The 12,653-nt window shown below is 51.2% G+C and carries 10 protein-coding genes and 2 pseudogenes; 2 read left to right on the top strand and 10 right to left on the bottom strand.

What is annotated here, in order from left to right:
• Positions 1-269: 269 nt before the first annotated feature.
• Positions 270-341, bottom strand: a pseudogene (locus MN084_RS06545) (hypothetical protein); the annotation flags it as partial.
• Between the two features lie 133 nt (positions 342-474).
• Between MN084_RS06545 and MN084_RS06540 the strand changes: the two are divergent.
• On the top strand, positions 475-660 hold the full coding sequence (locus MN084_RS06540) for a hypothetical protein (protein ID WP_241086739.1): 186 nt from the start codon (positions 475-477) through the stop codon (positions 658-660).
• A gap of 711 nt (positions 661-1,371) precedes the next feature.
• On the opposite strand, the pseudogene MN084_RS06535 reads toward MN084_RS06540, so the two are convergent.
• Positions 1,372-2,579 (bottom strand): annotated as a pseudogene (locus MN084_RS06535) (IS256 family transposase).
• A 215-nt stretch (positions 2,580-2,794) separates the two neighbouring features.
• Here MN084_RS06535 and MN084_RS06530 point away from each other — a divergent pair.
• The gene (locus MN084_RS06530; protein ID WP_330178435.1) at positions 2,795-3,094 is read left to right on the top strand and encodes a hypothetical protein; all 300 of its coding nucleotides are present in this window, start codon (positions 2,795-2,797) and stop codon (positions 3,092-3,094) included.
• Positions 3,095-3,612: 518 nt separating this feature from the next.
• Here MN084_RS06530 and pnp read toward each other — a convergent pair.
• The 8 genes from pnp to MN084_RS06490 form a co-directional block, all read right to left on the bottom strand.
• Positions 3,613-5,709: a polyribonucleotide nucleotidyltransferase gene (gene pnp, locus MN084_RS06525; RefSeq protein WP_241086741.1), complete on the bottom strand. Its 2,097-nt coding sequence runs from the start codon at positions 5,707-5,709 to the stop codon at positions 3,613-3,615.
• Positions 5,710-5,741: 32 nt separating this feature from the next.
• On the bottom strand, positions 5,742-6,011 hold the full coding sequence (gene rpsO, locus MN084_RS06520; protein ID WP_241086742.1) for a 30S ribosomal protein S15: 270 nt from the start codon (positions 6,009-6,011) through the stop codon (positions 5,742-5,744).
• Positions 6,012-6,183: 172 nt separating this feature from the next.
• Positions 6,184-7,098, bottom strand: coding sequence for a tRNA pseudouridine(55) synthase TruB (truB, locus tag MN084_RS06515; RefSeq protein WP_241086743.1), 915 nt, complete (start codon positions 7,096-7,098; stop codon positions 6,184-6,186).
• Positions 7,099-7,111: 13 nt separating this feature from the next.
• Positions 7,112-7,477: a 30S ribosome-binding factor RbfA gene (rbfA, locus tag MN084_RS06510; RefSeq protein WP_241086744.1), complete on the bottom strand. Its 366-nt coding sequence runs from the start codon at positions 7,475-7,477 to the stop codon at positions 7,112-7,114.
• A gap of 18 nt (positions 7,478-7,495) precedes the next feature.
• Entirely contained in the window at positions 7,496-10,105 is a 2,610-nt protein-coding gene (infB, locus tag MN084_RS06505; protein WP_241086745.1) for a translation initiation factor IF-2, read from the bottom strand.
• Positions 10,106-10,125: 20 nt separating this feature from the next.
• Entirely contained in the window at positions 10,126-11,631 is a 1,506-nt protein-coding gene (gene nusA, locus MN084_RS06500; RefSeq protein ID WP_241086746.1) for a transcription termination factor NusA, read from the bottom strand.
• Positions 11,632-11,649: 18 nt separating this feature from the next.
• Entirely contained in the window at positions 11,650-12,054 is a 405-nt protein-coding gene (gene rimP / locus MN084_RS06495; RefSeq protein ID WP_330178527.1) for a ribosome maturation factor RimP, read from the bottom strand.
• A gap of 248 nt (positions 12,055-12,302) precedes the next feature.
• Positions 12,303-12,629: an ATP-binding protein gene (locus MN084_RS06490; protein WP_241086748.1), complete on the bottom strand. Its 327-nt coding sequence runs from the start codon at positions 12,627-12,629 to the stop codon at positions 12,303-12,305.
• Positions 12,630-12,653: the final 24 nt, after the last annotated feature.

Raw genomic sequence — 12,653 nt, 5'->3', positions numbered from 1 at the left:
AAATTGCCGGTAATAGCGGGCTATTGCCAAGATCTTCAACGCAGAGACCGGAAAAATTCATCCGTCAGACACCGATTCATGAATTGATCAGAGGCTCCCTAGTACTTCACGGACTTGAGGGGGTATTCACTCTCGTTATACGGGTGTTAATCAGGTGGACAAATACATTTACTGGCTCTTCCCCTCATCGAGTGGGTTGAAAAGGTAAATCACCGCGTAGCAGCTACGTCCTTGACAGAACGAACCACCTCTCTGCTATGAAGCGTGCTTTTCAGGTCACAATTCAGGCATTCGTCTGGGTTTAGTTCCGGTGAATAGGCAGGCAAGAAAAAAACTTCCAGGTAGCATTTTACGGTCCGGTTAGATAGTCGCCCTGAATTATTTGTAACCACATGATAAATATGAATTAATAATCTATTTATGATAAAAATAGTTTGCAAGATAAGCCCCTTTCATCATTTAAACTTTGCAAACATGAAACCACAAAAACCGGATAACAGTGCTGATATGTTCCGTTCGCAACTTTCTCAGATCTTAAACCTCTCGCACCCACTGATGCGGTTATTCGAGAAGATGAACTGGGAAAAACTTGAAGTTGGCATTGATGTTATTTACAACGAAGATGCCGAAGATTTCACATTACCTCAAGTACACCTTTAATGAAAGCATTGTGAGGCGCTGGGTTGAAAACCCGTCTTGGCAGTACTTTTGTGGATCTCGATACCCTGCAACACGAACTCCCCTTGCACTCCTCCAATCTGTTTCGTTGGTGCAACCAAGTCGGTAATAAACTTGACGCGCTGTTGAAAATAAAGCACCGAGTTAGAGCAAGTCGCAGACTAGAAAACGCAAAACGTACTTGGGCCAAGTGGTGAGAGACATTGAGCGTAAGGCACAGTATAAATATGATGAACTCACGGCGTTACTTGCACGCGCTAACCATTTACTGGCACCATAACGACAAGACAAAAACAAGCTTTACAGCGTGCACGCAGCAGAATAAGAGGGCGACTCTGTTAATCCAAAAATAGATGAAGCGCCGAGCCGGTTATTGGGCACCTTAAAATCAGACAATAGGCTAAGTCGAAACTACCTTATATGGCCCTGAGGGAGTGGTTGGGTGATACTTACGCTCGGTTAAGAGACAGTCCTAAATTCTGTGTAACTGCCTATCACTAAGCCCAAACAAAGGTGAGGATAGGCAGACGATCGACAAGAAAGAGCTCCAAGCGATAGCCCAAGCGGCTGCTAATGCCTGGGATTTTTTTCCAGGCTTGCTTTACTGGATTTTGAGGTGTGAAACCTCAGCGTTTAAGGTAGTCGGACATAGTTCGCACAGAGGGTGTAACGATTTCCGTGTAACTGCCCGGGTTAAATGTACTCCGCCAAGCATTCTTCGAACTCAATCATAAATCTATTCAGTGCTGGTTTCCAATTGTGAGTCGGCATGGTCCATTTTTTTGATGCTTGCTGCACCGCCAAGTACACCACTTTCATTGACGAGTCGTCGGTCGGAAATAGCTTCCGTTTTTTAATTGCCTTGCGAACCACGCCGTTCATTGACTCGATGGCATTGGTTGTGTAGATTGCCCTGCTGATGTCCTCAGGGTAGCCAAACAGGGTATTAAGATTGTGCCAGTGGCTACGCCACGAACGGCTGAGCTGGGGATATTTGTCGTCCCATCGGTTAGAGTAATTATCAAGTTCCAGTAGCGCTTCATCTTCGGTGACAGGCTTATATATTTTCTTCAGGTCTACCGTCACTGCCTTGTAGTCTTTCCAGGGCACATACTTCATCGAGTTGCGCACCATGTGAACAATACAGAGCTGGACCTGAGTCTCGGGAAACGCTGTATTGATTGCGTCTGGAAAGCCCTTCAGGCCATCGACACAGGCAATCAAAATATCCTTCACGCCGCGATTCTGGAGCTCTGTGAGTACATTGAGCCAGAACTTGGCACCCTCATTCTCTGACAGCCAGAGCCCCAACAATTCCTTGTGGCCCTCCATGTTCACGCCCAGTGCCAGATAAATTGCCTTATTGATCACTTTCTTGTCTTGCCGGATTTTTACGGCAATACAATCCAGGTAAATAATGGGATAGACCGCATCCAGTGGCCTAGATGGCCATTCAATCACTTGTTCAATAACAGCGTCAGTCACTTTGGAAATCAAGGTGGCGGAGACATCAGCACCGTACATTTCTTTAACGGTCGTGACGATTTCTCGTGTTGTCATGCCCTGGGCATACAAGAAAATAATCTTGTCGTCCATGGAAGTAAATCGACGCTGGTGTTTTTTAACGAGCTTGGGCTCGAAACTCCCAGCTCTGTCGCGTGGTGTATCGAGCTCGAACTGGCCAGCTTCCGTTCAGTTAGTCTTACTGGCATGCCGTTGCGGTTATTGTCAGCTTCGGACTGCTCGTGCCTTTCAAAGCCAAGATGATCATCTAACTCAGCGTTCAGTGCCGCTTCGACCGTGATCTTGGTCAGCATTTGCCAAAACTCGTTGAGATCTTCTTCAGTTTTGATGTTTTTAGCGGCCGCTTGGGCTATCGCTTGGAGCTCTTTCTTGTCGATCATCTGCCTACCCTCTCCCTTGTTTGGGTTTAATGATAGACAGTTACACAGAATTCAGGACACCCTCTTTGCAGGGATGTTAGCTTCCCAAAATTGCTTAACAAGCTGAGCAATAGAACCTCGAGTCCAGAGCGCAAAACCGAGTTTGTATTGACCCGGCATATGATCCAGAATCGTTTCAATGACTTTTTACTCCTGAGCTTCAGTCGGGCGATATGGGTGATTTGAACCAGATCCTGGAGATGGTTAAACAGAGTACCGGAACGGCTTCGGATGCGATAATCGGCTTCTCTCTTGAGGGAAACATCTTATTGAAATGGTTTGGTGAACAAACCGGAAACACCGGTATAACCACCGCCATCGCTATCTCCGCGCCCTTTATGCTTAACGATTATGCACTACGTCTCGAACAGGGAGCCTCCAAATTCTATCGGGATTACCTACTCAAAGAACTCCGCACCTCCTACAAAAATAAGTTTTTCATGATGCCTTCCCCCGCCGAAGGTAGACGTTGATCAGCTTTACCCTATCTCAAGTTAATCGAAATACCGATCTTGCTACTCCATGCCACCGATGATCCTTTATATGCTGCCGGCGACCGCTCCTGGTGAGTCAGAGCCCTCGCTTGCCTGTTACACCGGATAATTATAAGCATGGCGGTCATGCGGGGTTTGCACAGGGTGCCATGTCCTGGCGTGCAGAATACTGGCTGGAAAAGAGGATCATTCAATATCTGAAGCTGGCTCCAAGGTAAATTCATAAGCGCTCAATGAATCTGCGCGATGGAAGTTATGGAGAGTCCATTTCCAAGAGTGTGGTTGGTAGGGGGGTGCCAACCTCAAACACGTACAGTGATGTATTCACAGCATCTCTTGGAAATGGACTCCCCATAGCCTCCCACCAATAATTGCACAGTGAACCAGTTGTACGTACATCCAACCGATTTTTCCAGGTTCAAGGGATGGCAGACAAGAAAAGAGGGCCGAAGCCCCCTTTTCTATCCAGCATCTGTCGTCAGTTCAGGCGTTTGCCCTTAACTTTCACCTTCTGCTATTGCCTTCATACTGAGTCGTATGCGACCCTGCTTGTCGACTTCCAGAACCTTGACCTTGATGACATCGCCCTCGGAGAGTTTGTCGCCCACCTTTTCGACCCGCTCTTCGCAGATCTGGGAGATATGCACCAGGCCGTCACGGCCAGGCAGGATGGTGACAAATGCCCCGAAGTCCATCAGACGGGCAACTTTGCCCTCATAAATGGTACCAACTTCAACATCAGCAGTAATCAGCTCAATACGCTTCTTGGCATTTTCACCCGCTGCCTTGTCGACAGAGAAGATCTTGATGATACCGTCGTCGGTTACATCGACAGTGGCACCGGTCTCTTCAGTGATAGAACGGATAACGGTACCGCCCTTGCCAATGACGTCGCGGATCTTATCGGGATCGATTTTGAAGATGATAATGCGCGGCGCATGCTCAGACATCTCTTCACGAGGTGCAGAGATTACCTTGTTCATCTCTTCCAGGATATGCAACCGTCCCGCCTTGGCCTGCTCTAGCGCCTGCTCCATGATCTCCCTGGTGATGCCGTCGATCTTGATATCCATCTGCAAGGCATTGATACCATTGGTGGTACCCGCCACTTTGAAATCCATGTCGCCGAGGTGATCCTCATCACCGAGAATATCAGTAAGAATAGCAAACTCGTCACCTTCCTTGATCAGGCCCATGGCTACACCTGCAATCGGTGACTTGAGCGGTACACCGGCATCCATCAGTGAGAGGCTGGTGCCACAAACAGAGGCCATTGAGGAGGAGCCGTTGGATTCTGTGATTTCGGAAACCACACGAATGGAATATGGAAAATCTTCCACTGTCGGCATGCAGGAGAGCACACCACGCTTAGCCAGACGGCCATGGCCGATTTCGCGGCGCTTGGTGCTGCCTACACGACCGGTCTCACCAACACAGAAGGGAGGAAAATTGTAGTGCAACATGAAGTTTTCACGATAAGAGCCATCCAGCGCATCAATGATCTGGGCATCACGCTGGGTACCAAGAGTCGTGATAACCAGAGCCTGGGTCTCACCACGGGTGAACAGAGCAGAACCATGAGTCCGGGGCAGTACACCGGTGCGAACAGTGACCGGACGGACGGTTGTGGTATCACGACCATCAATCCGGGGCTGGCCAGCAAGAATACGACTGCGCACAATCTTCTTCTTCAGCTTGTCGATGGAAGCCTTGATTTCACCTTCAGACCACTGGGCATCATCGCCTTCGCATAGTGTTGCCACTGTGTCAGCAGCAACCGCATCGGTACGGCCATAACGCTCCATTTTATCCGCAATGGAATAGGCTTCGGCCAGAGCATCGCCAGCCGCAGCTTTCACCGCCTCAGCCAACGCCGCATCTTCTACCGGGGAGGCAAATTCTGTAACCTGCGTACCCACTTCACTGGCCAGTTCGCTGATCGCATTGATCGCGACCTGCATCTGTTCGTGACCAAACAGAACGGCACCCAGCATCACCTCTTCCGAGAGTTCATTGGCCTCTGATTCGACCATCAGCACGGCCTTCGCGGTACCGGCAACAATCAGATCCAGATCACTCTCATCATTCATTCCGGTGGCGGACTGGTTAAGCAGATAGCAGCCATCCTTGTAACCGATGCGAGCCGCACCAATAGGACCATTGAAAGGTAGGCCGGAGATGCTCAGAGCAGCGGAAACACCCAGCAAGGAGGGAATCTCAGGATCCACTTCCGGATTAAGGGACATCACCGTACAGATGATCTGAACCTCATTGGTGTAGCCCTTGGGAAAGAGCGGACGTACTGGACGGTCGATCAGGCGGCAGGTAAGAATCTCTTTCTCTCCCGGACGCCCTTCACGACGAAAAAAGCCGCCTGGAATCTTCCCTGCGGCGTAAGTCTTCTCCTGGTAATCTACAGTCATCGGGAAGAAATCTCGGCCTTCCATACCATACCTAGAACCCACCACGGTGCACTGCACCACGGTTCCTTCCATGTCGATTATAATCGCGCCATCGGCCTGACGCGCAATTTCGCCGGTCTCCAGGATGACTTTGTGGTCGCCGTACTGAAATTCTTTTCTTATCGGTGTCACTATTGTGTCCTCAATGGATTGTAAGGGCCGGATTAACGACGCAGGCCAAGACGAGAAATCAGCGTATGATAACGCCCAGCATCCTTGGACTTCAGGTAGTCCAGCAGTTTGCGACGGGAATTAACCATGCCCACCAGCCCGCGACGTGAGTGATGGTCATGTTTGTGATCGGTGAAGTGTCCGGTGAGTTCATTGATGCGGGTGGTCAGCAGGGCTACCTGCACTTCCGGGGAACCCGTATCACCCGTTTCACGAGCATACTCTTCAATTACCGTTTTCTTCTGTTCTGCATTCAATGCCATTGTCTATTCCTCACTGTGTCTTAAGATTTGAATCCACCCCCAACAATGGGTTCAGGTAGTGGATGTAACACCCCTCCCAATATCAATAAAGGAGGCTTTAATTTATGTTTGCCGGGGGAGGTTATTCCAAACAGCGCCAGCAAGAATGTTCAATTATGATAGGTTTTTATCGTTATATCAATCGTCGCAGAGCCACCCGGCCATCATCCAGGATCTCGCCGACACCAATAAAATCGTTGTTATCGTCATAGAGCCGCACTTGCCCCCCCGTGGGTGCCTTGGGGACGATCACCGGCTGACCCATACGAATATAGTGGCTGCTGTCATTGTTCAGATGAACCTCCGGCCACGCCTGCAACGCACTGTCAACGGGCAATAAAAGCGCATCCAGGGCCTCGCGCCCCTCGTCATACCGGGCATTCAGTGTCTCCATGTCGACCATCTTAGAGCTGTCGAAACTACCGACACCGGTACGTCTCAAAGCAGTCACATGGGCACCGCACCCCAGAGCCGCACCTATATCCTCGGCAAGCGTGCGAATGTAAGTCCCTTTGGTACAACGAACATCAAGCTCGAACTCCGGCAAATCGAATGCCGTCAGGTTTAACTCATGAATCGTGACAGTGCGAGCCTCACGCTCAACCACTATCCCCTCCCGGGCCAGCTTATAGAGCCTTTCACCTTTGTGCTTGAGTGCTGAATACATCGGGGGAATCTGCTTTATTTCACCACGAAATCCTTCCAGCACCTTATGCAGATCCTGTTCGGTAATACCATCCGTTGAGCGGGTCTCCAATACATCACCTTCGGTATCGCCGGTGGCCGTAATGACACCGAACTTGACTCTCACCCAGTAGCGTTTATCAGCTTCCAGCAGAAATGCGGATATTTTGGTTGCACCACCGAAACAGACCGGTAGCAGGCCGGTTGCCAGGGGATCAAGGCTCCCCGTGTGACCGGCTTTTTTTGCAAAATAGAATTGTTTGACCTTCTGCAGGCTGCTGTTGGAACTCTCGCCCAACGGTTTATCCAGCAACAGAATGCCCTGCACATCACGGCCACGTTGGCGGCGGCATCGTCGGGCCATCAGATTACTCGCTTTAGTGTTTTGATTCGTCTGATTCCACTGCCTGCTCAATCAAGGCAGAGAGGCGACTGCCTCGTTCAATGGAGTCATCATGAACAAAATGAAGTTCAGGAGTGGTACGCAGTTTTATCCTGCGGCTCAGTTCGTGGCGTAACATCGGCGCCGCCTGCTTAAGCATTTTGACGCTAGCCTTCTCATCCAACTCCCCACCCAAGGTGGTAAAATAGACCTTGGCGTGAGAGAAATCCCGCACTATCTGTACAGCCTGTATGGTGATCATACCGAGTTTGGGGCCATCCAGACCAACACGAACCAGCTCTGCCAATTCGCGCTGTATCTGGGAGGCAACCCGGTCAGTCCTATTAAATTCACGCGCCATCTCTTAATCAGGCTCGAATCAAAGTGTCCGGGCGATTTCAGTGCGTTCAAAGACTTCGATCTGGTCTCCGACTTTCACATCATTGTAATTCTTGACGCCAATACCGCACTCAGTGCCTGCTTTAACCTCGCTGGCATCATCCTTGTGGCGACGCAGGGACTCCAGTTCACCTTCATAGATCACCACGCTGTCACGCAGCACGCGGATCGGCAGATGACGTTTGATGTTGCCTTCAGTCACCATGCAACCGGCAATCGCACCAAACTTGGAGGAGCGGAACACATCACGCACCTCAGCCAGACCAACAATCTCTTCACGTATCTCAGGAGAGAGCATGCCGGAAATCGCCTGCTTCACATCATCAAAGGCTTCATAAATGATGCTGTAATAACGAAGATCCACGCCCTTATCTTCAGCAATCCGCCGAGCTGTCACATCGGCACGCACATTGAAACCAATGATGAAAGCATTGGAGGTAAGCGCCAGATTAACGTCAGATTCGTTAATGCCGCCAACGCTAGCAGCGATCACTTTAACCTTGACTTCATCACTGGTAATCTTCAGAAGAGACTCCCGCAGAGCCTCGACACTACCCTGCACGTCCGCCTTGACGATCAGGTTGACATAGTTGACCTTGCCCTCTGCCATCGAAGCGAAGAATTCGTCAAGTTTAGCTGCTTTCTGGGCTGCCAGCCGGCTGTCGCGGTTTTTCGCCTGTCTCGTCTCTGCAAGCTCCCGTGCTTTTCGCTCATTTGGAGCGGCAATCACATCGTCGCCTGCATTGGGTACATTAGACAGTCCAAGAACCTCCACCGGGATGGAAGGACCAGCTTCATCAATCTGCTTGCGATTCTCATCCAGCAGCGCACGAACCCGCCCAAACTCCTGACCGCAGACCAGCATATCGCCTTTTCTCAAGGTACCGGATTGGACCAGAATGGTCGCTACAGGACCGCGACCCTTATCCAGACTGGATTCCACGACCACGCCTCTGGCGGGAGCATCCTCCACCGCAGTCAATTCCAAAACTTCGGCCTGCAGCAAAATCGTATCGAGCAGATCGTCGATTCCCTGACCGGTCTTGGCAGATACCTGGATGAACATGGTGTCGCCACCCCACTCTTCCGGAATCACATCCTGCTGCGAAAGCTCCTGCATGATTTTGTCAAGCTCCGCCTCCGGCTTATCGATTTTGTTGACGGCGACGATCATCGGCACACCGGACGCCTTGGAGTGATGAATCGCCTCGATGGTCTGTGGTTTGACGCCATCATCCGCCGCCACCACCAGAACCACGATGTCAGTAACCTGAGCACCACGGGAACGCATGGCCGAGAAGGCGGCATGTCCCGGTGTATCCAGGAAGGTGATCATCCCGTGGTTCGTCTCCACGTGGTAGGCACCGATGTGCTGAGTAATCCCACCCGCCTCACCCGAAGCCACCCGGGTATTGCGAATATGATCCAGTAAAGAGGTTTTACCATGATCGACATGTCCCATGATGGTAACCACAGGGGCGCGTGGAGTCTTTTCGCCCTGCTCTTCATCAAGAGCACTGATGACCTCGGTCTCAATATTCTCCTCTTTCTTGGCCATGGCTTTGTGGCCCAACTCTTCCACTACCAAGGTAGCAGTATCACGGTCCAGAGGCTGGTTGATGGTCACCATCATACCCATCTTCATCAGCTCTTTAATAACAACGGCTGCTTTGATAGACATCAGCACGGCAAGGTCGGCAACCGTAATATTTTCCGGGATCGGTATCTCGCGCACGATGGGGGCTGTCGGCTTGACAAAACCGTGCTCGGCATCGCCAGCCCGGTCCGGCGCAGATCGATGTCTTGCGGGTTTCCCCTTGCGGCGGCCACGCTTGTCGGCAGAAACATGTAGCTCATTGCGCCCACGGCCCTTGGATTTTTCACGGCTACCGCCGCGCTCATCTTTGCGGTGAGCCCCTTTCTTGCCCGTTTTTTCCTCGGCTATTTTCTGGGTCTCCTGCTTAAGTTGAACCTGACGAGCCGCCTCTTCCCCATCCTCTGCCTCTTTGCGTTTTACCTCTTCCGCTACTGCTGCTACAGCAGCAGGTTCCGCTCCTGCCTGAGCTTCAGCCTCTTCAGCCTTGCGTTTTCCTTCCTGTGAACTGCGTTCGGATGTGAATTTGACTTCCTCCGCATCACGACGCGCCTGATCGGTGGCCTCCCTCTCTTTGATCAGGGCTGCCTGTTCGTCCAGCGCTTTACGAGCCGCTTCTGCATCACTCAACTGCTGTTTTTGCTCTGCATCAGATGGGCCTCTTACCAAGGTACGCTTACGCCGAACCTCGACACTGATGGTTTTGCCCCCACGACTCGCTCCAGCACGTGTTGGGGCACGACCACTACTCGGTGAAGGCTGCAGAAGCTCACTGATGCTTCTGCGTTTAAGAGTGATCTTTTTGGCACCAGCTACGGACTTGGTTTGTTTGCCATGACTCTCGCGAAGATGAGCTAGCAGCTGATTTTTTTCTACCTCACTGAGGAGATCGTCAGTGCTCGTTTTCTTCAACCCAGCCTCTGCCAACTGAACCAGCAGGAGTTCCCTAGGAATCCCCACATCTTCTGCTAGCTGTTTTACCGTTACATCGCTCATTAGAATGGACCTCCCGGACCTTAGTCCTGCTTCACATCCGCGAACCAGGGAGCCCGCGCCGTCATGATCAACTGCGCAGCGCGTTCCTCGTCCATACCCTCAACTTCCATCAATTCGTCTACCGCCAGTTCAGCAAGATCTTCCATCGTCTTTATGTCGCGGCCAGCTAGCTCAAATGCGAGTTCCCGGTCCATGCCATCCATGGTCAACAGATCCTCTGCAGGTTCGCCACCGCTAAACGCTTCCTCTTTTGCGATGGCCCGAGTCAGCAATATATCTTTCGCCCGGTCTCGCAATGCATCGACGATATCCTGATCAAACTCTTCAATTGCCAGCATCTCTGCAATCGGCACATAGGCAACCTCGTCCAGCGTGGAGAAGCCCTCCTGCACCAGAATACTGGCAACCTCTTCATCCACATCGAGCTGCTCCATAAAGTCATCCAGCAGCGCTCTGGCTTCTGTTTCAGTCTGGGCGGCTGCATCCTCTTCGTTCATCACGTTGAGCTCCCAGCCTGTCAGCTCGCTGGCAAGACGGACATTCTGCCCCCCCCTGCCGATAGCCTGAGAGAGATTCTCCCCATTCACCGCCACCGTCATGCTGTCGGACTCCTCATCCACGATAATAGCGGAAACCTCCGCAGGTGACATCGCATTGATGACCAGCTGGGCAGGATTATCATTCCAGAGGATGATATCCACCCGCTCGCCATTGAGCTCATTCGACACAGCCTGGACCCGTGAACCACGCATGCCGACACAGGCACCCACGGGATCGATCCTTTGTTCATTGCTCTTAACCATGATTTTAGCGCGCAAACCCGGATCGCGGGCAGCACCTTTGATCTCAATCATCCCTTCACCAACTTCAGGCACCTCCAGTTTAAACAATTCGACCAGGAGTTCCGGACGGCTACGGCTGATGAACAATTGAGGACCACGAGGCTCGGAACGAACTTCATAGAGATAGCCACGCAGACGGTCGCCGTTACGCACCGACTCACGGGGGATCATCTCATCCCGCAGAATGATGGCCTCAGTATTTGCCCCCAGATCCATCAAAATATTACCCCTGTCAGCACGTTTAACAATGCCAGTTACAAGTTCGCCTACACGGTCCTTGTAAGCCTCGACCACTTTCGCTCTCTCCGCCTCGCGCACCTTCTGCATCATCACCTGTTTTGCGGTCTGGGCTGCGATACGGCCAAAGGCGATGGAGTCCATCGGCTCTTCGATATATTCACCTGGATGGATATCTGGGTTCTTTTTCCTCGCCTCTTCCAGCAGAATCTGGCTATCAGGCGCAAGACCCTCTTCCTCATCTGGCTGTTCCAGCACTTCCCAACGGCGAAAACTTGCGTAAGCACCTGTGGAGCGGTCAATCTTCACACGCACATCGATATCACCGCTGTGTTTTTTGCGGGTCGCAGACGCAAGCGCGGCTTCCATAGCCTCAAAGATAACCTCTTTCTCGATCTCTTTCTCATTAGAGACCACATCAACAACCATCAGAATTTCTTTATTCATAATATATCCAAACCCTTCTCAGAGCTCCGACACCAGCCGTGCCTCATCAATCTGCTCCAGCGGCAGAATAAAATTTTCATCGTCGACCGTTACCAGGACATCATCATCAAGCGTACCGTTCAGAAAACCTTCAAATCGCCGCCTGCCCTGGAGTTTCACACACAGTTTAATATTAACCCGACTGCCGGTAAAACGATCAAAATCTTCTTTAGTAAACAGTGGCCTGTCCAACCCGAGTGAAGAGACCTCCAGACGGTAGGTCTCATGTATCGGATCTTCCACATCCAGCACACCGCTAACCTGATGACTGACCTTCACACAGTCACCCATCGCTATTCCATCGGCATGATCTATGTAGATGCACAACAGGCTGCCGCCTTTCCTCTGGCTCAGATATTCCACGCCCGCGAGTTCGTAACCCATGGGTTCAACGGTTTCTCTGATCAATCTGGTCAAACTGTCCGCTACGCCAACCATAATCCGCCATAATGAAAAATGGGCCTAGCGGCCCACTTCAGGTTGCACCCGGAGGGATTCACGAGTGCCTTAATCGATGAAGCAGGTCAATGTCGAAAACCCGCCAATAAAAAAACCCCGACAGCGGGGTTCTTTACCAATCAGGATGAGGTAGGATACAACTAAACCACAACCCTATGCTAAACCGGGGTGGATCATACCCTATTACTGGCTGGGATGCAATATATAGGGTTTCTGCGCCCACCACTAAAGCCCCATAATCGCCTCAAGAAAGTAATTTTGCAAAAGTTGCAAAAGACCTTGCCTCCCAGCTCACAATGAGCTGGGAGGCGCACCAGCTTCATTTGATATTGAATAGAACGCACTTCTCGTTCAGCGACTTCGGCTTTGAGCCATTGCTGCAGTATGGGTTCTGCTTTGCTGTAAGCAGGTGAAGCTTGCTCAGACAGCTCTGCAATGCTTTGCGCCATACTGTGAAGTTTTAGTAACTTCATGGTTGCTATCGTGGCATCAACGAACATGGCGTTTCCCCCGTTAAGTGATCA

It is taken from the genome of Candidatus Vondammii sp. HM_W22 (genome assembly GCF_022530855.2).
In the GTDB taxonomy this organism is placed as follows: Bacteria; Pseudomonadota; Gammaproteobacteria; order Chromatiales; family Chromatiaceae; genus Vondammii.
This window is presented reverse-complemented; position numbering and strand designations above follow the sequence as displayed.